Origin of the sequence: Paraprevotella xylaniphila YIT 11841 (assembly GCF_900683745.1) — a bacterium.
GTDB lineage: Bacteria > Bacteroidota > Bacteroidia > Bacteroidales > Bacteroidaceae > Paraprevotella > Paraprevotella xylaniphila.
In genome coordinates, this window is the sequence record NZ_LR215980.1 from 2349711 (window position 1) to 2372979 (window position 23269).

16 protein-coding genes and 2 tRNA genes are annotated in these 23269 nt (G+C 51.5%); 14 read left to right on the forward strand and 4 right to left on the reverse strand.

Translation table 11 applies throughout. The features are described from left to right. Window positions 1-4: 4 nt before the first annotated feature. The 4 genes from E0E47_RS10190 to ribD all read right to left on the reverse strand — a co-directional run bounded on the left by E0E47_RS10190 (window position 5) and on the right by ribD (window position 4081). On the reverse strand, window positions 5-745 hold the full coding sequence (locus tag E0E47_RS10190; RefSeq protein ID WP_008626370.1) for an isoprenyl transferase: 741 nt from the start codon (window positions 743-745) through the stop codon (window positions 5-7). After that, window positions 735-1466, reverse strand: a complete 732-nt coding sequence (porG, locus tag E0E47_RS10195; protein WP_008626371.1) for a type IX secretion system protein PorG — start codon at window positions 1464-1466, stop codon at window positions 735-737. The genes E0E47_RS10190 and porG overlap by 11 nt, the downstream gene beginning before the upstream one ends. Before the next feature lie 36 nt (window positions 1467-1502). Beyond that, complete coding sequence (locus tag E0E47_RS10200) at window positions 1503-2876, reverse strand: DUF6242 domain-containing protein (RefSeq protein ID WP_130893586.1); 1374 nt, start codon at window positions 2874-2876, stop codon at window positions 1503-1505. A gap of 128 nt (window positions 2877-3004) precedes the next feature. Next, complete coding sequence (gene ribD, locus E0E47_RS10205; protein ID WP_008626373.1) at window positions 3005-4081, reverse strand: bifunctional diaminohydroxyphosphoribosylaminopyrimidine deaminase/5-amino-6-(5-phosphoribosylamino)uracil reductase RibD; 1077 nt, start codon at window positions 4079-4081, stop codon at window positions 3005-3007. 50 nt (window positions 4082-4131) lie between these two features. Here ribD and prmC point away from each other — a divergent pair, with 50 nt between their 5' ends. From prmC to E0E47_RS10275, 14 genes are all read left to right on the forward strand, one after another. Beyond that, window positions 4132-4986, forward strand: coding sequence for a peptide chain release factor N(5)-glutamine methyltransferase (prmC, locus tag E0E47_RS10210; RefSeq protein WP_130894354.1), 855 nt, complete (start codon window positions 4132-4134; stop codon window positions 4984-4986). Next, the gene (locus tag E0E47_RS10215; RefSeq protein ID WP_130893587.1) at window positions 4974-5456 is read left to right on the forward strand and encodes a regulatory protein RecX; all 483 of its coding nucleotides are present in this window, start codon (window positions 4974-4976) and stop codon (window positions 5454-5456) included. Before prmC ends, E0E47_RS10215 begins: the two co-directional genes overlap by 13 nt. Beyond that, window positions 5431-6153, forward strand: a complete 723-nt coding sequence (locus E0E47_RS10220; RefSeq protein ID WP_232038402.1) for a ComF family protein — start codon at window positions 5431-5433, stop codon at window positions 6151-6153. Before E0E47_RS10215 ends, E0E47_RS10220 begins: the two co-directional genes overlap by 26 nt. A gap of 471 nt (window positions 6154-6624) precedes the next feature. Continuing rightward, on the forward strand, window positions 6625-12384 hold the full coding sequence (locus E0E47_RS10225) for a T9SS type A sorting domain-containing protein (RefSeq protein WP_130893588.1): 5760 nt from the start codon (window positions 6625-6627) through the stop codon (window positions 12382-12384). A gap of 537 nt (window positions 12385-12921) precedes the next feature. Then, a complete protein-coding gene (gene pyrE, locus E0E47_RS10230) occupies window positions 12922-13554 on the forward strand; it encodes an orotate phosphoribosyltransferase (protein ID WP_008626385.1) in 633 nt (210 codons plus the stop codon). A gap of 27 nt (window positions 13555-13581) precedes the next feature. Then, entirely contained in the window at window positions 13582-14064 is a 483-nt protein-coding gene (locus E0E47_RS10235; protein WP_130893589.1) for an SRPBCC family protein, read from the forward strand. A 16-nt stretch (window positions 14065-14080) separates the two neighbouring features. Further along, complete coding sequence (argH, locus tag E0E47_RS10240) at window positions 14081-15421, forward strand: argininosuccinate lyase (RefSeq protein WP_130893590.1); 1341 nt, start codon at window positions 14081-14083, stop codon at window positions 15419-15421. Between the two features lie 41 nt (window positions 15422-15462). Further along, on the forward strand, window positions 15463-16014 hold the full coding sequence (locus tag E0E47_RS17325; RefSeq protein WP_008626398.1) for a hypothetical protein: 552 nt from the start codon (window positions 15463-15465) through the stop codon (window positions 16012-16014). A gap of 70 nt (window positions 16015-16084) precedes the next feature. After that, a tRNA-Gly gene (locus E0E47_RS10250) sits at window positions 16085-16160 on the forward strand. A 5-nt stretch (window positions 16161-16165) separates the two neighbouring features. Further along, window positions 16166-16250: transfer RNA gene (locus E0E47_RS10255), tRNA-Leu, on the forward strand. An 86-nt stretch (window positions 16251-16336) separates the two neighbouring features. After that, window positions 16337-17347 carry an alpha/beta hydrolase gene (locus tag E0E47_RS10260; RefSeq protein WP_130893591.1) on the forward strand — a complete coding sequence of 337 codons (1011 nt, stop codon included), beginning with the start codon at window positions 16337-16339 and terminating at the stop codon, window positions 17345-17347. Between the two features lie 172 nt (window positions 17348-17519). Next, complete coding sequence (locus E0E47_RS10265) at window positions 17520-20351, forward strand: TonB-dependent receptor (protein WP_130893592.1); 2832 nt, start codon at window positions 17520-17522, stop codon at window positions 20349-20351. Window positions 20352-20389: 38 nt separating this feature from the next. Continuing rightward, entirely contained in the window at window positions 20390-21607 is a 1218-nt protein-coding gene (locus tag E0E47_RS10270; protein WP_008626401.1) for a DUF4876 domain-containing protein, read from the forward strand. Window positions 21608-21665: 58 nt separating this feature from the next. Next, on the forward strand, window positions 21666-23261 hold the full coding sequence (locus E0E47_RS10275) for a DUF6850 family outer membrane beta-barrel protein (protein WP_130893593.1): 1596 nt from the start codon (window positions 21666-21668) through the stop codon (window positions 23259-23261). Window positions 23262-23269 lie beyond the last annotated feature (8 nt).

Here is a 23269-nt window from a genome sequence, read left to right on the forward strand (position 1 = left end):
TTGCTTATTTTGTAGCCACTTGTTCACTGGTCTTGCCAAATCGGCGTTCCCGCGACTGGTAATCCGCAATCGCCTTGCGGAACTCTTTCTCATCAAAATCCGGCCAATAGGTATCACAGAAATAAAATTCCGTATAGGCACATTGCCATAACAGGTAATTGCTGATACGGTATTCACCGCCTGTACGAATCAGCAAATCCGGATCCGGCATAAAACGGGTAACCAAATGGGCTTCGATGGTCTCTTCCGTAATCCGGGACGGCGACAAAACACCTGTTTGCACCTCTTCAGCTATTTGCCGCATGGCCTGCGCCAATTCCCAACGGGAAGAATAGCTCAATGCGATGACCATCGTCATCTTCCCGTTAGCGGCCGTATGCTGCATACATTCTTCCAAACGCACACGCACGGCTTCCGGAATACGGGACATATCGCCGATTACACGGAAACGGACATTGTTTTTCATGAAAATCTCATCTTCAAGATGGTCGAGAATCAATCCCATGAGTGCCGCTATCTCGGGCACCGGACGATTCCAGTTTTCTGTGGAAAACGTATATAAAGTCAAGTACTTGACACCTAACCTGACAGCTTCCTCCGTAATCTTCTTCACGGTTTCCACCCCCTCCTGGTGCCCGGCCGTGCGCGGCAACCCTTTGGCTTTCGCCCAACGCCCGTTACCATCCATAATAATGGCCACGTGGCGAGGAACACGCGCAGCGTCTATTTCGTTGTTAAAAGACATATTTTATATTATTACAATTTACACACTTAGGGAACAGATCGTAAGTGACCGACAACATCGTAAACGAATAGCAGTCCTTGTTCTTAAAACCGCCACTCTTCACACCGTACGGATCGTGAAGTATCACCCCATCCATATTGGATACATCCAAACGGTCTGTTGTCGTAAAACGCATGCTCCATTCGAACCCGATATTCAACCGGGGCCTTACCTTAAACTTGACTCCGACTCCCACCGGGATATTGAATCCCGCATCGGCCTGTACCGGCTTGGGTGCCAATGTCAGTCCGGCTCCGATTAACATATAAGGAGTGATACGGCTGTATCCTTCGTAGCCGCGCCCGATACCGTATCCCCAGAAGTTAAATTCGAACTGGGCACCGAAATCTATCACATTGCGCTTGAAATGCGCCACGCCGGGCCTCCCCCCGTCAGCATCGCCGCTTCCAGCATTCTCGGGAAAGAAGTCTTTCCCCGTCTCACCCGATATATGCCCCAAAGCCAGGTTCCCTTTTATCGCCATACGAGGATTGAAGATGTAGCGCGCCACAACGCTTCCCATGGCTCCCAAATGAGCAAACGGCTTGCTGTTGGCATCGCCCAAATAAAAGCATCCGCCTACGCCGCCGCCCAACTCCATCCGGTAAATGTCGTCCTGCGCCTTGCCCCCCCAAGGAAGCCCCAACCACAAGCAAAACAATGTTACCAGAACCTTCTTCATCCCCGTCGTATCTATATTTAAGCCTGCCCGCTTGAATCAACGGTCTTCAAACCCCAACTGGTTCAACCGTCCGCGCCAAACCTCGCTGCCTGCAACAAGCCACACATGGTATTCGGCATCCACCGCGGCGGACATCAACACATCTTTTCCTTCCAAACCACCGGGCAGGACGTATACCCCGTCGGTTTTCCAAGTCACACCATTATCCCGGCTCACATACATATTGTCGAAAGCCTTATGGGCCGTCCCGTCCAGTGACTTACCGCCCAAAGCCAACAACACATCATCGTAACGCATGAGATTCAGGGATTGCAAACGGGGACAAGTATAACGGTTGTCCGGCGCGGCATTGAAATAAGCCCAAACAGCCGTTTCCTGCCCTGCGGCCAGACTATGGCTCCACACCATGGCCGCCTCGTCTGATGGATAATCGTCCATGCTGCGGTTGCCAATCCACAACGTCCGCTCCAAGCCATTCTCTTGCGTATAAGAGACGGCTGCAAAATCCTGTACCGGCAAGAAAGCCGGCGTTTCGTCCAAAGCTTCTTCAAGCCATAACGCGCCATCCGCCGAACGCCAAACACGTCCGTCCGAAAGCGCATAAAGATGCGTCCTGTCGGCCACCAACAAACGTACGCTGCGGTCTGCCGCACATACGCTCCAATTCAGTCCGTCTTCCGAGCGCATCAACGTACCGTCCACCCCGCTCACATACAATTCATTGCCAAATACCACCAAAGTCGACACATCGGCCGCCGCACATCCCGACAAGGTCCGTTCGGTCCAACTTTTTCCGTCTGCCAAAGCTGTCGTAAACGCACGCACACCGCCATTCTCCCGGCTGAACAGCCATACGTATCCTTTCCACACCACCGTCTTTACCGCTTCCGCAGTCGACCATGCTGCCGGTTCCGCCACTTTTTCCCAGGAAAACACTTCTCCGTCTTGTTGGTGTACATTCACCTGCAAAGTATAATCGCGGCTTGCCGAATAGTCGGGCGAATATACCCGGAAAGTCAAAGGCGACGTAAAATCAATCGAGTCCGAAGTAGAATAAGCCTTCCACGCGTCCTCTCCCTCGGATACCTTCTTGTACACTACGGTTCCGGAAGATTCCACAGTGGCCAATACAGCTTTCACATCACTGTTTACAGGAAGAGAGTCTTTGTTGGCTATCTTCCCGTCTAACTGATTGACCGTCATAGGAAAGTAAGAAGCACTATAAGAAATGGTATAAGTAGTATCCCGACCGGCAGAGTTCACCGTCGTAATCTGCCTCTTCACATTCCCCAACGTAAAACTGCTAATATAACAATCAGAACTCAACACAACCTCGTCGTCGTCCTTACACGAGCATATCAATAACACGGAAAGCACGGCTAAAGACAATGACAATATGGATTTTTTCATAAATCTATCAATACAATATTATTTATCAAGGTACAAAAGTACGCACATTTTTTACTTTTACGAAACATAGAGCGTTGAATTATGCAAAATTTCGATAAATCGAAGTATTTTTGCGTTCATCCACACGATTATACGGCCGAACTGCCTCGCGACGAGAGTATATGAACCAACAAATGTCTTTCCACCTCTGTAGTCCGTATCCGTCCGTGAGGCCATGACGGAGACGGAACGCCCTCTTTTAACCATACCGGGGACTGCTCCACCCTGATTTCATCCCAAAGTCCGGCTGAAATGAAACTTTCCAGCAACCGACGTCCTCCTTCCACCAAAAGGGACTGGACTGACAAATGGTATAAATCATCCAAAACCTGCGGCAAAATATCCCGACTGAAATCCAAACGCACGCAAGTAACTCCCGCCTGTTCCCCGTACAGAGGATGAACCGACAAAGCATCCAGATACACGCGTGTTTCCGCTCCATCGTTAAAAAGAGCCAGATGCTTTGGAAGACTGCCATTCCGGTCTACCACCAAGCGTAAAGGAGATTTACCCGGCCAAAGCCTCAAATTCAGCAAAGGATTGTCGGCCAGAGCGGTCTGCCGCCCGACCAAAATAGCCTGATGACCCGCCCGGCAACGATGTACCAACATCCGGGTGTACGGCGTGGAGAATGCGTAAGGTTTTTCCTTTTCATAGTCCGTGCGCAGGCCATCCATAAAGCCATCGGCCGATTCAGCCCACTTCAACGTAATATAAGGACGACGGTGCGTATGGAAAGTCATGAACCTGCGGTTCAACGCCAGGCATTCGGCCTCCAACACACCGACCGTGACTTCAATGCCGGCCTCCTGTAATTTCCGTATGCCCCGGCCCGCCACTTTGGCAAACGGGTCCATGCACCCGACCACTACACGGGGAATCCCTTTTTCCACAATCAAATCGGCACAAGGAGGCGTCTTTCCATAATGCGAACATGGCTCCAGACTTACGTATATCGTACTCTCTTTCAACAGTTCCGGATTACCCACAGAACGGATCGCGTTCACCTCGGCATGCGGTCCGCCGCAACGCACATGATACCCCTCGCCGATAATCTTCCCGTCGTGTACAATGACAGCCCCCACCATAGGATTCGGTGCTGCGCCATAAAACCCGTTGCGTGCCAGTTGTATGCAACGGGACATGTATTTTTCGTCTGTTGTCATATCCAATCCGATAAAAATGCCTATTTTTGTCCGACAAACCCATCACAGAGATGAATGCTTCTTTCAAATATATCTTCGACAAGCTTTCCACAGCCTATCCCGAAAGGGAAGCACGCGCCATCGCACGTCTGGTATTGGAAACCCGTTTCGGCCTCACGCAAGTCGACATCTGCATGGGACGGGAGCGGACTTTCTCTTTAGAAGAACGCCGGGACCTTGAAAATATTGTGAAACGCCTGTCGCAAAAAGAACCTGTACAATATGTTTTAGGGCAGGCGGATTTCTGTGGCCGCACTTTCTCCGTGGCTCCGGGTGTCCTTGTGCCGCGCCCCGAAACGGAAGAATTAACGAAGTGGATTATACGGGACGAAAAAGAGTCGGGATTTTCATTGCCCTGCATATTGGACATCGGGACGGGCAGCGGCTGCATAGCCATCACACTCTCCCAAGAGTTGCCGCAAGCACAAGTGTCTGCCATCGACATCAGCCCGCAAGCCCTTGCCATCGCCCGGGAGAATGCAGAGCGTTTGGGGGCCGCCGTGGATTTCCGGCACCAGGACATATTGGACTCTCCGTCCAAAGGACAGGACTCCCCGCTTTGGGACATTATCGTCAGCAATCCCCCCTACATCTGCGAGCATGAACGGGAGGACATGGAAGAGAATGTGCTGCGCTACGAACCTTCGCAAGCACTCTTTGTCCCAGACCATGACCCGTTGCTCTTCTATCGGGCAATAGGGGAATATGCCGTAAAGATGTTGAAAGAAGGCGGACGGCTTTACGTGGAAATCAACAGGGCATACGGATGGGAAACCACCCGGCTGTTCCAAAGCCTCGGCTTACGAGACGTCACTTTGAAGAAAGATTTCTACGACAATGAACGAATGATACGATGCAGAAAATGAAAGAACTGACCACACAAGAAGCCTTCAACAAGGCTGCGGCCTGCTGTTCCGGCGCGGAATACTGTCTTTCCGACATCCAAAAGAAGCTGGACAAATGGGGACTCGGGGCAGCGCAACAGAAAGAGGTGCTCACACGCCTCCAAGCGGAAAAATTCATCGATGAAACTCGGTTCAGCCGGTGTTTCGTACGGGACAAATTCAGATATAACCAATGGGGGCGCATTAAAATCATGCAAGCCCTCCGGCTTAAGAACATTCCCGACACGTATTGCCGGGAGGCACTGGCCGAAATCGAAGAAGAGGAATACCTGTGTGTCCTCCGTAAGCTTCTGCAAAGCAAATCCCGGAGCGTGAAGGCTGTTTCCGACTATGAGCGCAACGGGAAACTCATTCGCTTCGGCCTCAGCCGCGGATTTGAAATGAATGCCATTACGCGTTGCCTGCATGTGGAAGAAGAAGATTTTACATAGTCTCTCGCCGTACCTCCAAGCCCTTTTGGACTTTTTCTTCCCCCGGTATTGCCTTTGTTGCCGCAGGCGCATGTCGCCGGGTGAAGAGGTGCTCTGTGTACGATGCCAGGCCGACCTCCCACGTGTCCGGACCATCTCGTTTGAAGAAAACGACATCGCCCGCATATTTTGGGGACTGGTTCCCATCGAGAAAGGAATTTCTTTTTTCCATTACACCCCACACTCTCCTTACAGCCGCATTTTGTTCGAACTGAAATACCATAACCATCCCGAAGTAGGGAAAACCATGGGGCGTATGATGGCCGAGGAACTGAAAGCCACAAGCTTTTTCGACGGGATAGACCTCATCGTGCCCATTCCCTTGTCCCGGAAAAAGGAACGGCAACGGGGCTACAACCAAAGCGATTGGATAGCGTGGGGCATATCCGAAGCCACCGGCATCCCCACCGATACGACAAGCGTGGTACGCACCAAATCCAATCCGAGCCAAACCACCTTGGACCACCGGCAACGGCGCGAGAACGTCCGGGACATCTTTGCCGTCCGGCATCCCGGGAGCTTGGAAGGCCGCCATATCTTGTTAGTAGACGACGTCATCACCACCGGAGCCACCATGTTGTCCTGCGCCGAGACCATTGCCCGTGCCTGCCGCGTCCGCTTCAGCGTGCTCAGCCTCGCATGGGCCGGGCATTCGTAAAAAGCAGGAATCCGCTCATTTTCTTAAAGAAAAACACCCAACCGTTTTCCTTATTCAGAGATAAATTGTAAATTTGCCACATCCTCACCTTGAAGCAGTCTGACAAGCAGAAGCGGAGGGGTGGGACGACATATAGGAAAAGGCGTTTATCAGGCGCTTTGTTCTTTTGACTCTTCAAAGTCTCGCAAACTTGAAATTTCGTCGAATGACAAAGCAACGATAGATGCCCATTGGGATATGTATTTTATAGCCCTTGTTGTGTCCGTTCGTCAACACGGATACAACCGATGGGGTGTACACATATTCTGCGTGGGCTTCTGCGTTGCTCGTTCTTGACGAAATGGGCAATGCGAGACGCCTTGAAGAGTGGGACGAGCGACAGGTACAGCGACCCACGCTTTTTTGTATATGGCCGATGATTCCTTGATTAAACGCCGCTCCGGGGTTGCATAAGGCACAAAAAGTATAAATATGGAAAAACATTATCATGATGCCTTCTCCGGCGCACCCCCTCTCACATCCAATGGCACTCTCCTTCTGCTATCCCGTGCCTTATTCCTTGTGCTCTGCAGCCTATGGGGAGCAATGGCAGCCCAAGCACAAGATGACAGCTACCGTTGGACGGAGCAGAACGGCGTATACACCCTGACCGGCACAGCCCAAAAAGGCGAAATAGCCACCATTAAAGTCGGTTCGTTCTATGCCTCGGATGACCACGCAGATGCCACCGTGTATTTCCATGCCAGTGGCATCGATAGCCAAAAGGACAATATTTCACTGTTCTATCCGATTAAACAAGATGGCACAGGAAGCGACACCCAACACAGAGAACTAATCCAAGAAGGTTGGAATGATGTGTATCTGACAGCCCAACATGTGGAAGGTACCACCGCCAATGTACAAATCAGCCACATTGTCCTGCCGACAAACACGACCCACCCCGTCGAAGCCATGAGCAACATCTATGACATCAACGGAGACGGCAAGATGGAATTTTTAGGAACGGATTTCCGTTTCCATTCTTACCAATATCCGGGACTAATGCCTATGGAACAATATTCCATACCCGAAAGCGGAGAACACGCCCGGTTGTGCAACCTGAACAACGACGCATTCCCGGACATCCGCTATTTGGAAGGTGGAACCATCGCCCTCTCCGGACAGGACGCTTCATGGCAAATCCCCGACAATATCAGCGAGGCACCCTATCCCTGCGACTACAACAACGACGGGCGCATCGACCTGATGCACGACAACCGTAAAATATACCGCCAAGCTGCCGATGGCAGTTTCAGCCCCATCGAAATCATACCTATCTCATCAGAAGAAGACACATTGGTATATAACCGTTGGGAATCACAACCCTCCTCCTCCGGCATAGGTCTGGGCAACTTGGGCGGCGATGTGGGCGTAGCCATTGGTGGCTCTTCTTCACAGAAAGTTGCAACTTTCTCCAGCAACAGGGAGTTTTATAGCATGGATTTCAACAAGGACGGGCACGCGGACTTGATTGATGAATCCACCGGCACACTGTTGCTCAACCGGGGCAACAACCGTTTCCTTGTAGCCCCACAAAGCGGCAGGCTATATCCACGCGACTTGAACGGCGACTTCATCATGGACTACATCTGTTATGATGAGGAAACCCAGACGGTGGAAAGCATGGTGTTCCAAAAAGACGGGAGCATCAAAAGGCAAACGTTGATGAGCAACCTGGCCATGGACAAACGCATTTACTTCTGCGACTTCAACGCCGACGGCTATGTGGACGTACTTTTGCCTTTCAGCCATTCGTCAGCCACGGGGGAATACTGCTATCTGGTAATGGCCATCAACGACGGAAAAGGAAATTTCGCCATCAACGAAGACAACACCTTCCACCGCCAACTGTTTTTCATCGGATGCACTGATGTAGACAACGACGGATGTTACGACATACTGGCTTTGGAAAAGAACGCAGACCGCAAAGTCTGGAATGGATGGGAATGCGACCTTTATTGGCTGAAAGGAAGCAAGGACATGCTTTTCAAGGAAATGCCGGACGCATTGATACCCACCCAAATCGTGCAATATGAATCTTCGGGAGGATTGGAGGGCGACGCCGAAGCTTACGTCGGCGATTTCGACAATGACGGTTTCTGCGACATCCTGGTCCATAGCATGTACTTTGAACGCCTTTCGGACAAGCTGCCTACAGCCTCAAACAGCTTCCTTTATTCTTTCAAGCAGGAAGCCACAGCCGCCAACCAAGCCCCGGAGAAACCGGACATGCCGACCCTCGTGTCCGATGCCGCATCCGGGATGCTGCAAATCAACTGGCAACCGGGAAAGGACGACCTGACTCCAACCACCGACCTGACCTACGCCCTGCGCATCGGTACCGCCCCAGGCAAAGGGGACATCCTTTACGCCTGCGCCGACGAACAGGGACACCGCCTGAACCTCATGCCGGGCAATATGGAGTACAACTTGGACAAGACGCTCAACGTGTCCGGTTGGCGAAAAGGGGATTATTACATCGCCGTGCAGACCATCGATGCCATGGGGAAAGGCAGCGCGTGGTCGGATGCCGCCATCTACCGGCACGAAGTGGCGCATGCCCCGTTCTACATCGCGGACAAGGACATCACGACTGCCGACACGGCCATCATAGGTTATGACGGCCCAGCCGACCCCTCGCTCAGCTACGACTGGGATTTGGACGGCGGCACCATCATCTCTTCCGAGGCTTCAGGAAGCATCCTAAAAGTCGTGTTCGACCAACCAGGACAGAAACACATCACGCTGAGTGTGATCGACGCGGAAGGCAATACCAGCACTCCCCGGACAGACGACCTGCATGTCAGTGCCGTCCGGTTTGACAAAAGGACGTTAGGCAACCCCATCTATAGCATACAACAGATTGCCGACATCGACATAGACGGGCAACCCGAACTGCTCGCTTCAGACGGCGTGTACCAAACCACGGAAGGGCAAGACTTTGAAAAAGCACCGGGCATTTACAACACGAACCTGAATGTCAGCCTGAACTTTGCATGGGATTACAACCGGGACGGGCTAATGGACTTCATTGGCGGTATGAATGCTGAGAATGGGACATTCAAAGACAACCTGATGCTCAACCAAGGCAACAGGCGTTTCACCGTAACTAATGCCATAGGCGATGCATTCGTACCTAAAATAGGCATTAGTGATTTTTGGGAATACCCCATCTATGATTTCAACAACGACGGCTTGCCCGACTACCATTGGCGCAACTCGTCCGGATATTCCGGCCAAAACGATACCATCTATGAGAATACAGGAGACTGGCGCACGTTCGTGGCTCATCCCATCGACTGCATCGCCTATTCAGGTACCAGTAATGAATTCCAGTACGACTTCGTGTATGCCGACATCAACGGGGACAACCTGATGGACATGGCCGGTTGGGGCAAACAGTGGGACGAATATGGCCATTATTCCCATGACAGACTGGTGCTGTTCATCAACCAAGGCGGCTTCAAGTTCCAAAGGATAGATACCGACATCATCGACGATGACCATTGGCAATGGAGCTATCCGGCGTTTGCCGACTTGAACAACGATGGCATCAAAGACATCATCATAGAAGAGGAAGCCAATGTCGAAAACCGCATCTATCATATTTACCTCAGCCGAGGCGGACAAATTAACTATGACTCTCCCATAAAAGTGGAAGGTCCCGTGGGAACAACCCAAGACCTCATCTTCTACGACCTGGACAACAACGGATACCTTGATTTGGTCGGTACGCATTTGAACAGTTGGCTGTACAATTACGGAGGAGGAAAGTTTGAGTTGCAAACCACCGATGACGACAACGGTTCCTATATGCTATTTGGAAAAGATGCCAACGGAAAGCCCTTGTTCCTGAACAATGCCGGAGACGACATGAACACGGCCAACAGCCGCATTTCCAATACGCCACCGCACACTCCGCAAGGCTTGCGCGCCACGCAAGACGAAGACGGGTATCTCACCATATCATGGAACGCTGCCGAAGATGCCGAAACCCCGGCCTGCCAGATGCGTTATAACCTGAGCGTGAAAAAGCAAGGGGCTTCCGGAGAAGGGGCATTCATCATCTCCCCGTTGAACGGGCTAAGCAATGAGGCCGCCCCTCTGCCCTCCCCATTGCAAGAACTGACGGGGACACAGATACGCATCCCCGTATCCGCACTGCCGGCAGGCAAATATGAGATTCAGATGCAAGGCATAGACAGATGGTTCACCACTTCGGATTTCACCACCCCCTTGGTGGTGGAAATCCTGCCCAAACCTTTGCTGTCCTTGCCGCCACGCATCTGTCGTGACAAATCGGCCACCATACGGTATGTCGGCACGGGAGGAAAGAACATAAAGGTGGATTTCGGAGCCGATGCCACCGTATTGGACAGTAGCGACGGCCACACGTACGAAGTGGTGTGGAGCACAGCCGGGCAAAAGACCCTTACCGTAACCGTGGACGGCATCAGCAGCGAAGTGTCCACCTATGTCAATCCCCCGTTGGACGCCACATTTACCCTGCCCGGAATCACGTTGGCCCACACGAAAACCAACTTTGAAATATCGGACGACATCTTCATGGCCAACCGGAGCGTAAGTTTCACCGTCAAGTCACAAGACGACGATGACTTTTATACTCCCGAGCACTATGGTATCAGTTTTGAACGGAAAGAAAACACGAAAGAGGTACGGGCCACATTCACGCATACCGGACATTATACCGTGCGCATGAACGTGGAAGACGATGGCTGCGGAAACATCTACCAAGAACGCGACATCGACGTGCTCGAAGGTATGGAAGCCCCGCAGATCGCCTTGGTCACGGTAGACCCCACGACCGGGAAAAACCGGATTAACTGGAAATTCAAAAACCTTCCGGATTACATTTCTACGGTCTGCATCTACAAAGAGGGCAGCCACTACAACCAATTCGACTTGATTGGCGAAGCACAACCGTCAGACGAGGGGTTCACCGACACGGCCTCCAACCCGGCCGTCACCACTTCGCGCTACCGTATCTGCCTGAACACCAGTTTCGGTATACCGACGGAAAGCGGTACGCCCCACCAAAGCGTCCACCTGGCCATCAACAAAGGCATGAACGGCAGTTGGAACCTGATGTGGAATGCTTACTCCGGACGCGACATAGACCATTACCGCATCCTGAGAGGCACCTCGCCTGAAACCTTAACCGAAATAGCTACCGTTCCGGGCAGCACCCAGTCATACACCGACCTCACAGCTCCCGAAGGCGTGGTTTATTATGCCATAGCTTATAGTGCTTATTACGAAGATGAATGGCAACCGATGAAGCGCAATCTCGCCATGGCTTCTGCCCAATCGAACACAGCCAGTGCAGCGCAAGCCCAAAACTTGCGGTTGGCCGAAGAACTGGCCGTCACGCATTTGGAGAAAGAGGCCGTATTGAACGAGCAACAAGCCAGCCTGCACCTGTATGCCCACATCTACCCGGCGAACGCCTCGTGCAAGAATGTGAACTGGACGATTATACAGGGGGAAGAACTGGCCTATGTCACCCCACAAGGACTATTGGTCGCTCACGGGACTCAGGCCGGGCAGATTATCGTACGCGCCACGACCATCGACGGCTCACAACTGCATCAGGACTTGACGGTAGAAAAAGCATCCTTCCCCGTCCCGGTAGAAAGCATCCGCATCTACCCCGAAGAGGAACTCTATATCGACAATAGCACCGGAGTGCAACGCATAGAACTGGCAGCACAGGTTTACCCGGAAGAAGCCACGAACCCGCAAGTCGCCTGGAACATTATCGAAGGCAGTGAATTCGCTTATATCGAAGAGGATGCTTCCGGACACACGTACCTCCATGCCACCCAAAACGGCAAGGGCACGATTGAGGTAAAATCACTGGCCTATCCCGAGATACGGGATACCCGTGCATTCCACGCCGTGGGATTCCCCGGAAGCGACATCCGCTCTTCCCGCGAAAACACCATCCACGTCTATCCGACCATCGTGACCGAAAACCTTCATGTCTGCCACATGCCGGACAACAGTGAAAAACAGATTCACGTCATCGGATTGGATGGACGGTGCAAGCATACGGAACAAACATGGGAAACGGACATCCGCATCCCATGCCACAGTTATCCTCCTGGCATTTACCTCTTAAAGGTAATCACCAACGGACAAACCGTAACGCGCAAGTTCATTAAGAAATGATAGCGTGCCCACTCATCTCCCTTGCCTCCCGCAGTCTCGTGCCCGGGTTGGCAAGGGGTTTTTGTATGACATAAAAGCGCCCGAATTTTCTGCGCCAAACGCAAAATCATTCTCAGCCGAACGATTTTTCGTTTGGCGCAGAATGATTTTGCGTGCTGCCGCAAACAGTTTCATGCCGTATGCCACCTCGGCCACCCATACAATGAGATTGAACGAAAAAGGGTTCACATCTTTCATACTATCTGTGGTTCAATTCGTTACAGTGAACTTTCTTACTCACAGCCTTCACCTGCCCTTCACGGAGAAGCAAGCGTCTCCACATGAGTGCCCAAGAGCCATAGAACGGTCTGAGCCAGACATGAATCTATACATTGAAAAAAGTTCTTTTTCCCCGAAAGGTCATCCTCTTCCACTACCTTTGCAAATACGAAGACAGGGTACAGTCCGGCACAGCCCAATTAAAAAACTCCGTTTTCATTTGCCCCTGCGCCCACCTTTCACTATCTTTGCAGCACGAATCATAAACTTAGGACAGTTATGGAAACATTAGAGAAGATCTTCGCAGCTAAGTTACTTAAAGTCAAAGCCATCAAACTTCAGCCGACCAACCCTTTCACATGGGCCTCCGGATGGAAATCCCCGTTCTATTGCGACAACCGCAAGACATTGTCTTACCCGGAACTGCGCAATTTCGTAAAAATCGAGATAGGACGCCTCATCGCCGAGCGTTTCCCTGAAGCCGACGCTATTGCCGGCGTGGCTACCGGAGCCATCCCGCAAGGTGCATTGGTTGCCGACTTGTTGAACCTGCCCTTCGTCTACGTGCGTTCCAAACCCAAAGACCATGGCTTGGAAAACCTGATTGAAGGCGAACTTCGTCCGGGCATGAAAGTCGTTGTCGTAGAAGACCTGATTTCTACCGGCGGAAGCAGCCTGAAAGCCGTGGAAGCCATCCGCAACAACGGTTGCGAGGTGAGCGGCATGGTGGCAGCCTACACTTACGGGTTCGACGTGGCCGCCCAGGCTTTCAAGGCGGCTAATGTAAAACTGGTCACCCTGACTAATTATGAAGCCGTAGTGGCAGAAGCCGTACGCATCGGCTATATCGACCCCTGCGACGTGGAGGTGCTCAACGAGTGGAGAAAAGACCCGGCCCATTGGAACGGTTAATCGTCTCATCAACAGGAAAACGGAAAAATGTCAAAACAACAATTTGAAAGCAACGTCAAGCCAATTCCCTACGCGCAGTCGTGCGTCTATGCCAAACTGGCCGACTTGAACAACCTGTCCGTCATCAAGGAACGGTTCAACGATCCGTCGGTACGCGCCATGATGTCGGGCCAGGTGCCGGAAGACAAGTTGAACCAACTGAACGAACGTATCCAGGAAATGACGTTCGACACGGACTCCGTGAGTTGCAAGATTTCCCCTTTAGGGGAAGTCTCCCTGCGAATCATCGAGCGTGAGGAACCGAAATGTATCAAATTTGAAACGGTCAATTCCCCTATCCATCTCAACCTGTGGATTCAACTGTTGCCCACTTCCGAAACGGCATGCAAGATGAAACTGACGGTAGGGGCAGAACTCAACCCGTTCATCAAAGGCATGGTGGCCAAACCGCTGAAAGAGGGGGTAGAGAAACTGGCAGACATGTTGGCCATGATTCCATACGGAGCTTAATCACATCAAAGACAATATGGCAAGCAAACTTTGGGAAAAAAACACGGAAGTCAATCAAGAAATAGAAAAGTTCACGGTCGGCCGCGACCGTGAACTTGATTTGTATCTGGCGCGGTACGACGTACTGGGTTCGATGGCGCACATCACCATGTTGGAATCCATCGGACTGCTCGGCAAGGACGAACTGCCGGTGCTGTTGGAGGAACTGCGCCGCATCCATGCCGACATCGAAGCCGGACGCTTCACCATCGAAGAGGGTGTGGAAGACGTGCACTCGCAAGTGGAACTGCTGCTCACCCGTAAACTGGGCGACATGGGGAAGAAAATCCATAGCGGACGGTCGCGCAACGACCAAGTATTGGTGGACCTGAAACTGTTCACCCGCGCACAACTCCAGGAAATAGCCGAAGAAGTCCGGGTGCTGTTCGAAGAACTGCAAGCCCAGAGCGAACGCTATAAAAACGTGCTCATGCCGGGCTATACCCACCTTCAGGTGGCCATGCCCTCCAGTTTCGGATTATGGTTCGGAGCCTACGCGGAAAGCCTGGTGGACGACCTGCTTTTCCTTCAGGCCGCCTACAAGATGACCAACCGCAACCCGCTCGGTTCTGCCGCCGGTTACGGTTCATCATTCCCCCTCAACCGTACGCTGACCACCGAACTTCTCGGATTCGATTCGATGAACTACAACGTGGTCTATGCCCAAATGGGACGCGGGAAAATGGAACGCAACGTGGCCTTCGCCCTCGCAGGCATCGCCGGGACGCTGAGCAAACTGGCCTTCGATGCCTGCCTGTTCAACTCGCAAAACTTCGGTTTCGTCAAGTTGCCGGACAACTGTACCACGGGGTCGAGCATCATGCCGCACAAGAAAAACCCGGACGTGTTCGAGCTGACGCGTGCCAAGTGCAATAAAATCCAGGCACTGCCCCAACAGGTCATACTCATCATGAACAATCTGCCGTGCGGCTACTTCCGCGACCTGCAAATCATCAAGGAAGTATTCCTCCCGGCATTCGAGGAATTGAAGGACTGCCTGCGCATGGCGGCCTACATTATCAATAAGATACAAGTGAACGAGCATATCCTTGACGACCCGAAATACGACAACATGTTCAGCGTGGAAGAAGTGAACCGGTTGGCCACGGGCGGCATGCCGTTCCGCGATGCTTACAAGAAAGTGGGACTGGACATCGAAGCCGGAAACTTTACACCCGACAAACACGTGCACCACACCCACGAAGGAAGTATCGGCAACTTATGCAACGACAAGATACATGGGCTGATGGAACAAGTGTGGAACGGTTTTAACTTCGCCCGCACCCGTGAAGCGGAAAACCGCCTGCTCGGAAAATAAGAAGCACCACAATAAAAGGTAAAAAACTCCGTTTCTTTGATATGAAAAGAATACGGAGTTTTTTTATCTTCACGGCATTGCTATGCCTCACGGCCTGCAAGGAGGACGTACAAAACACCTACTCCAACTATCCGGCCTATTTCGTGTACAAAAACGTCAACACCGTACCGCAGCTCAACGCGGCCCTGAACAGCTTAGGGGTCTATACGACCATCTGCCGCGACCGCGACCGTTTCCTGTTCACGGACGAAAGCGGACACACCACTCCGGTCAATGCCACTGCCATTGCCGGTAACTCTTCCATTCAAATGGGTATCGCCGGTTTTATTGCCGGCCTGCCCAACATCCCGGAATTGGGCAACACGGTTTCTTTGCCCGTCTGCTACGATTTGGCCTGCCCCAACTGCTATTCTGCCTATAATATATCCCGCGCCCTGCAACTGAAAGAAGGCGGTTATGCCGCATGCGTATCCTGCGGCCGGACGTACAACCTGAACAATCAGGGACAAATCAGTATCGGTGAGGAAGGGGTAAGCTTGTTCCGTTACCGTATCACATATTCCGGCAACACGATGGTCATCAACAACCGGTAAAAAATAAAAGAAAAATTTGGTGTAAACTCCGAAATACACTATCTTTGCAGCCGTAATACAAAAGTCCCCTGCGGAAATAGCTCAGTTGGTAGAGCACGACCTTGCCAAGGTCGGGGTCGCGAGTTCGAGTCTCGTTTTCCGCTCCAAGGTTGCTCGAATGGTGGAATCGGTAGACACGAGGGACTTAAAATCCCTTGGCCATTACGGCTGTGCGGGTTCAAGTCCCGCTTCGAGTACGAAAAAAATCGCAATCATCCGGCAAAGGAATGGTTGCGATTTTTATTTTATACGATAAATAGTAACAAGTCGTTCAAAACAAAAAATGAGAACTATACTTCTGATATGCATTAGTCTGTTAGGTACTTTACCTACTGTTTACGGCCAAAACTCCATAGAGAAAGACCGTGATACGTTCCGTCGCGAAGCCGACCGGTTCTTGTCGGCCATGCCCGACGGGTTACAGGAACAACAGACCCAAGCCATACTGCAAGCCATACAAGGAGACACCGTACCCCTCACTCGTATCCGGGTATCACGTAATATTCCTATACCTTTACCAACCGACGTGAATGCCCTCCAAATCACTCCGTCCCTGCGCCTGTACACTCCCATAAAAAAGAACCAAAGCCCTCTGCCTCTCCTCATTTACCTGCATGGAGGAGGATGGACATTCGGAAGCATTAACAGTTGCGCCCGGTTTTGCCAGACATTGGCCGCCACGGGTAATGTCATCGTGTTGGCAGTAGACTATCGTCTGGCTCCCGAACATCCGTTTCCGGACGGACTGGAGGACTGTATACGTGCCGTAAAATTGGCTCGCAAAAAAGCTTTGGAATGGGGCAGCTCACCGGAACTCATTTCCGTCGGGGGAGACAGTTCGGGAGGCAACTTAGCTTTGTCCGTCTGTCTGCATAACCTGCAAAACGGGATGCCGCCCCTCCGCTCTCTCCTGCTTTTCTACCCGGTGGTATCTGCTTGGAACGATGCATCGCCTTCTTGGAAAACCTATCAAAAGGGAACGGCATTAGACGGTTCGTTGATGGAGGCCTTCAATCAAGCTTACACACACGGTCAGGCTAAACATCCTTTCATCTCTCCCTCCCTTTGCCCGGACAGCCTGCTCTCACGTCTGCCCCGACTGCTTCTCGTGGCTGCCGAACGCGACATCTTATGCGACCAAGGAAAGGCTTTCACCGACCACGTGAAACGCCTCGGCGTGACAGCGCACCGTGAAGTATTGCCAGGCACCGTCCATCTGTTCATCACCGTACCGGGGCAGGATACAGCTTTCCGACATGCCGTATCTTTGGCAGAAGATTTCCTTCGGCCTTAACGGATTCCCGTTTAAAGATATTTAGTAAATATACTTATTATAAGTTATTCCTGCGTAAGGGAATGACTTATATCCGAACAATACACCCGATACACAACAAAATATACCGATATTTAAGTATTGACGAACATTCTCGAATGGGATAATTTTGTAACCTCAAAAATTAAACGTCATGTTACAAGGAAAAAATCCCATTCTCGGCATCATCCTACTCTTTTTCTTCTCTCTCCCGTCTTTTGCTCAAAATGCTTCAAATATATTGGAAGGAACCGTGCGCGACATAAAGGGAAAACCTATAGAGTTAGCTACGGTAAGCCTGAACAATGTCATAGGTTCCCATACCGACCGGAACGGACACTATAAGCTGACCCGACTGAAAGAAGGTACCTACCAGTACCGTGTTTCTTTTGTAGGTTATGAAACGGTGACGGGCACGGTGCATATCCAATCCTCAAAAACAAGACTGGATGTCACACTCAAAGAGCTGAGCCTCAACCTTAAGAATGTAACAGTGACAGCACGGCAAGAACAAATGGGCTCTAAATCGCTTATCGGAGAGGACGCCATACGCCACGTACAACCCAAAAGCCTGAACGATTTGTTGCAGCTCGTACCGGGCAACCTGATTGAAAATCCGAACTTGAACAATCTGGGGCAGGCACACATACGCGAAATAGAAGATGACGACAACAATGCCTTAGGCACCTTGGTGGTAGTAGACGGCACCCCTTTAAGCAACGAATCGAACCTGCAAGTGGTATCGCCCAGCAAATTCGGCGCCAATTCGGGCATGCAAAGCGACGGGATGAGCGAACAGACCACAGCCGGAAGAGGCGTGGACCTACGCACCGTCAGTGCCGGAAATATAGAATCGATGGAAGTGATACGCGGTATCCCCTCCGTGGAATACGGTAATCTGACGTCGGGCGTAGTGGTGGTCAAGACCAAGGCGGGACACACGCCTTGGGAAGCCAAGTTCCAAACGGACCCAAACTCCAAACAAGTCTTCGCCGGCAAGGGATTCAACCTCAAAAGGGGCGGAGCTGCAAACTTCAGCGTAGACTGGTCGCAGTCGTGGGCCGATACGCGCAAGCACTACATGGGATACGACCGCATCACGGCCTCGGCCGGATACTCCGCCCAATTCGGGCCGCTTTCCCTTAACGTGAAAGGAGCCTTTTACTCTAACGTGAACAACCGTAAGGACGATCCCCAGTTCGAGGAACAACAAATACATTACAAAAACACCAACGTGGGCGGACGGCTTTCCGTGAGCGGACGTTACAAGCCTGCCGGAGGCTTTCTCTCTTCGTTGGACTATAATCTCTCAGCTCAAATGTCACGCACGGTAGACAGCCACGACAATTGGGTGAACAATCCCGACGGACTGGTCACGACAGCCCGCGAACCGGGTGTACACGTAGCTCAGATACGTAATGTGGGCTACACATCGGCTTACCGCATTGAGGGCATCCCCGTCAACCTGTATGCCCAGGCTGTGGCAAACAAATACTTGCAAATCTCGGAAAACGACTATGCCAACCTGAAACTCGGCGCGGAATACACTTACGATGCCAACCGGGGGGAAGGATTCACTTACGACGAAAACAACCCACCGCAGGCTCAAGGGGCACAGACTCTCCGTCCACGGAGCTACAAGGACATACCTGCCCAAAACACCTTGTCGGGTTTTGCCAGCAGCCGCCTGCGTAAGGGGTTGGGCTCCATGGGGCTTATGTTGGAAGCCGGAGTACGCGTCAGCAACATGTTTGTAGACCGGGAGCAAAGTGGGGGTATCAGCCACTTCCTCGTAGCCGAGCCTCGTGTCAACGCCACGCTAAACCTGTTGGACAGCCGGAACAATCCTGTCTTCGACCTGCTAGCCCTGACCGGAGGTTTCGGCATCTCCAACAAGATGCCCACACTGATGTACCTCTATCCCGACTATGCCTATTTCGACAATGCCAGCCTGTCTAAATACGGGACGGAAACAAAGGACCGTTTGGGATTGATCACGACGGACGTAGTAAAGAATACGGCTAATCCCGACCTGCGTCCGGCACGCTCCACGAAATGGGAAGCGGGCCTGTCTTTCCGCATCAACAGGATAAAGGGTTTTGCCACTTTTTTCCATGAATCCCACCGGCACGAACTGGGCTTTACGTCGCAACTCATCTGGCAAAACTATGACAAGTACACCGTGCCGGCCACGGCTACCGACCCCGTATTCGATGCCGCAAGCGGCGACGTGACCTACCGCACGGACGGGACGGAGCATACAGCCCTGCGGACGAAGACCACCGAGATGTATACCTGGAGCCGGGCAGCCAACGGTACGACCACGCACAAGCATGGCATCGAGTACGGGTTGGACTTCGGTGAAATCAAGCCCTTGCACACCTCGCTGAACATCAGCGGAGCATGGTTCCATATCAAGCGCAAAAATGAGAACATGCCCCTGAACTATATCAATTCTTCGTTCGACTACGTAGGCGTGCTCCCTTCGGGCGGAGGGAACCTGCGAGACCGGTTCAATTCCACGTTCCGGCTCATCACCCACATCCCGGCCATCAAAATGGTATTCACCACATCGGTACAGGTCGTATGGTACGAAAGCACCCAAACCATCTACGAAGACGAGAACGGAAACAGCCGCTACTATCTCAAGTCTTACGAAGACAAGGATTACCTGGTAGTCGACCCTGTGGGATACTACGACAAGCAGGGCCGTTACACGGCATGGAGCCCGACCGATGCCGACGACGCGGACAAGTCGCGCATCATGTACCGCACACAACCTTACTTGTACGAAAAGGATGTCATCAAGCCATGGGCATTGCTGAGCTTCCGTTTTACCAAAGAAATAGGCCGTGTGGCCGAATTGTCCGTCATCGCCAACAACTTCACCAATACTAAGAAGTGGCACACCAACCCGCACAGCTTGGCCAAAACGCAACTATACCCGGACATGTACTTCGGAGCGGAACTGAAGCTGAAACTTTGAGAGCACACCTATATATAAACATTTAACAAACAGAAAACATGAGAAAGAAGTTTCTTAAAAGTGGCGTCATAGCCATGATGGCCGTATGCGGCCTCTCCTTCGTGTCTTGTAGCGAAGATAACGACGAGGGTATGAAGAGTTACAAACTGACGGTCAGCTATTCCCTTCCATCGGACGTGGAAGCGTCTAACGTGGAAGAGCTTAAGCTCATTTTGGGTTCGACTACTAAAAACGACACGTTGTCCTTGGACGCTAACCCGAAAGAGATAGAACTTCCGCAGGGACAGTACAAAGTGACGGTCACCGGCAAGGTGGCCGATGAAGCCAAGGCTTCCCTCAGCGGCAGCACGTCTGTGGACCTTTATGCTCATACTCCGGTTACGGTCAACCTACAAAAAATCATGCAATCGACCCTGATATTCAAAACCATCCACAACGCAGGAAGCAAACAGTATTACATGCACGAGAGCTATTTTGAGATTGTCAACAACTCGGACGAAGTGCAATACTTGGACAACCTGATTCTGACTGCTCCTGCCGGGAACCAACAAACGGCAAATGCATGGCAGGCCAATGGCTACGAAGACCTTTACGCCTGCGGACAGGGTTCCGTGGTGGCATTCCCCGGAAACGGGCACGACTATCCCCTCCAACCGGGTGAGAGTGTCCTGATTGCCAACGATGCCACAAACCACAAACTGGCATACGGCGAAGATGCGTCGCAAGCGGCAGACTACGCCAACTGCCCGGACCTGAGCAACGCCGATTGGGAAATCTATTTGGACTACAACGCCAACGATGTGGACTATGCAGCTCCCAACTTGAAAACCATCTTCTACAACAACAAATACATGTTTGCTTTCGGACTGGGAACCTCAGGACGTTCCTATGTGTTGGCAAAATTGCCGGAAGGCATGACACCGGAGGCTTACGCGGCTTTGGAGTCGAGCGTGATGTACGAACCGGGAACCTCATCCACTACTATGACCTATCTGGTCATCCCTAGCAAATATGTGCTTGACGCAGTAGACATCTACGATGCGGACAGCGAAACCCATTACCCCACCTTCTTGCCGCAAGATGATGCTACCGGCGTGAAAGGCAACCCTATGTATTCGGCCAAATGTATCCGCCGCAAGGTCGTCGAAATGAAGAACGGGCGACCCGTCTACAAAGATACCAACGATTCTGCCGCCGATTTCTTGCGCGACCAACCGTTGACTCCGGGAGAAACTCCTACAAGTGTTGATGAATAATTATGAAAACTGACAGGGACGGGAGCAAATCCCATCCCTGTTTTAATCCGAAAAGAAAATGAAACGTTACTTCCTGTTACTGTCGTTGAGTTTGGGTCCTCTCGTCCCAATGCACGCGCAATCTTTAGAAGAGTACCGAAGCGAATGGAATGAAAGTTCGGCTAATGTGTCGGACAATATCCGGTATACTAGCCTGAACCCCTCACGCATCTCTTCTAATTCCTACAAAAACAAGGGTGTGGCCAAACTGGACTATACGATTGGACGTGGAAGTTACCGGGCGGTGGATGAAGGCAGACAGTCGGATAATCTCAAGTTTTATATGGGTGGAATTAAAAACTTGGGCAAGGTAGACGTGTCGGGCTTCATCAGTTACCGTAATTTACAAGAGAAAGACAAGAAGTGGAACTCCACCCTTTTCCTCAACCCCGATAACCCATTTGTGCTTTGCGATTCAGTGGCAAGCGACGCTACCACGGAATCTTTTGAAATGGGCATGACGGCCTCTTATGCATGGAATGAATCCTGGAAAGGGGGAATCTCTATCGGATTGACATTAGGAAGCCTGTCCGACCAGACAGACCCTCGCCCCAAAACCAATACCACCGTCCTGCCTATTTACGTAGGAGCGGAACACCGGTTGAACTCCCAATGGGCACTAGGTGCTACGGCCGGCATTTCCTTTTATAATTCGGACATCGCCTATACGTTGGTCAACACACTCAACAGCCACCGTTATTTCCTGATGAAAGGTATGGGGGACTATTACCGTATCTCGTCGGGTGACGTATCAGGCTACCAACGTGCCTATAAGGGACTGAATTATACCGGTGCCTTGCAACTTGTATGGGAACCGGAACACAAAAAATACGGGAATTTCACGGAAGTCCGTTATACGCATGTTTCGGAAGAAGCTACAGACGGAGGTTCTTCCTATAAATTTTACGGAGGAGACTACACTTCGGATGAATGGATGCTACAGAACCGTTTCCTCCTCTCCCCTCACCGTCTGACACGCCACCATCTGGTATTGACGGCTTCCTACCATTCCGGAAAAGGTATATGGCGGGACCAGAAAATGATGACAGACACCGAACACGGGAACCTGGTATATTACGAGACGCTCAGCAAATATAAAATTCAGGATGACCAGCGAATGACCGCCGGACTGGAATATCGCTTCGAACGATTGAAAGACGACAAACAGGATTTCTTCGTAGACGCTTTGGCCGCATTCACGTCATCTGCCTATAATCACCAGTTGTCCACCGGAAAAGCCAAACAAACATCCACCTTACTAACCACACAACTTTCTGCAGGCAAGTTCCTGAACATCAAATCCGCAGGTTTGGACTTGTCTGTCCATGGCGGTTACCGTATACCGTTGAACCGCACTTACGGAAATGGAAACACCAGAACGGCCGATGAAGACATTTCTGCCGTATACACCCGTCCACAATTCGAGTATGCCACTTCCGGACACGCCTTGATAGGGGTTTTGGCACAAGTAGCAATCCCCTTTCCTAAGAAAATAACTTTAGGCATTTATATATCCACGGATTTCAAGTTCTATAGGGACAAGAACGAATATGATGATACTTTCGACGGTACGAACCGTTCGCTTTCTACCGCAGGAGTATATTTGCAATTTTAAGGATTAGT

Coding starts and splice junctions, on each gene's coding strand:
- E0E47_RS10270 (WP_008626401.1), top strand. CDS start 20,390: ATGAGAAAGAAGTTTCTTAAAAGTGGCGTCATAGCCATGATGGCCGTA.
- ribD (WP_008626373.1), bottom strand. CDS start 4,081: ATGACAACAGACGAAAAATACATGTCCCGTTGCATACAACTGGCACGC.
- E0E47_RS10260 (WP_130893591.1), top strand. CDS start 16,337: ATGAGAACTATACTTCTGATATGCATTAGTCTGTTAGGTACTTTACCT.
- porG (WP_008626371.1), bottom strand. CDS start 1,466: ATGAAGAAGGTTCTGGTAACATTGTTTTGCTTGTGGTTGGGGCTTCCT.
- E0E47_RS10235 (WP_130893589.1), top strand. CDS start 13,582: ATGTCAAAACAACAATTTGAAAGCAACGTCAAGCCAATTCCCTACGCG.
- E0E47_RS10275 (WP_130893593.1), top strand. CDS start 21,666: ATGAAACGTTACTTCCTGTTACTGTCGTTGAGTTTGGGTCCTCTCGTC.
- E0E47_RS10225 (WP_130893588.1), top strand. CDS start 6,625: ATGGAAAAACATTATCATGATGCCTTCTCCGGCGCACCCCCTCTCACA.
- prmC (WP_130894354.1), top strand. CDS start 4,132: ATGAATGCTTCTTTCAAATATATCTTCGACAAGCTTTCCACAGCCTAT.
- pyrE (WP_008626385.1), top strand. CDS start 12,922: ATGGAAACATTAGAGAAGATCTTCGCAGCTAAGTTACTTAAAGTCAAA.
- E0E47_RS10265 (WP_130893592.1), top strand. CDS start 17,520: ATGTTACAAGGAAAAAATCCCATTCTCGGCATCATCCTACTCTTTTTC.
- E0E47_RS17325 (WP_008626398.1), top strand. CDS start 15,463: ATGAAAAGAATACGGAGTTTTTTTATCTTCACGGCATTGCTATGCCTC.
- E0E47_RS10200 (WP_130893586.1), bottom strand. CDS start 2,876: ATGAAAAAATCCATATTGTCATTGTCTTTAGCCGTGCTTTCCGTGTTA.
- E0E47_RS10190 (WP_008626370.1), bottom strand. CDS start 745: ATGTCTTTTAACAACGAAATAGACGCTGCGCGTGTTCCTCGCCACGTG.
- argH (WP_130893590.1), top strand. CDS start 14,081: ATGGCAAGCAAACTTTGGGAAAAAAACACGGAAGTCAATCAAGAAATA.
- E0E47_RS10215 (WP_130893587.1), top strand. CDS start 4,974: ATGCAGAAAATGAAAGAACTGACCACACAAGAAGCCTTCAACAAGGCT.
- E0E47_RS10220 (WP_232038402.1), top strand. CDS start 5,431: ATGTGGAAGAAGAAGATTTTACATAGTCTCTCGCCGTACCTCCAAGCC.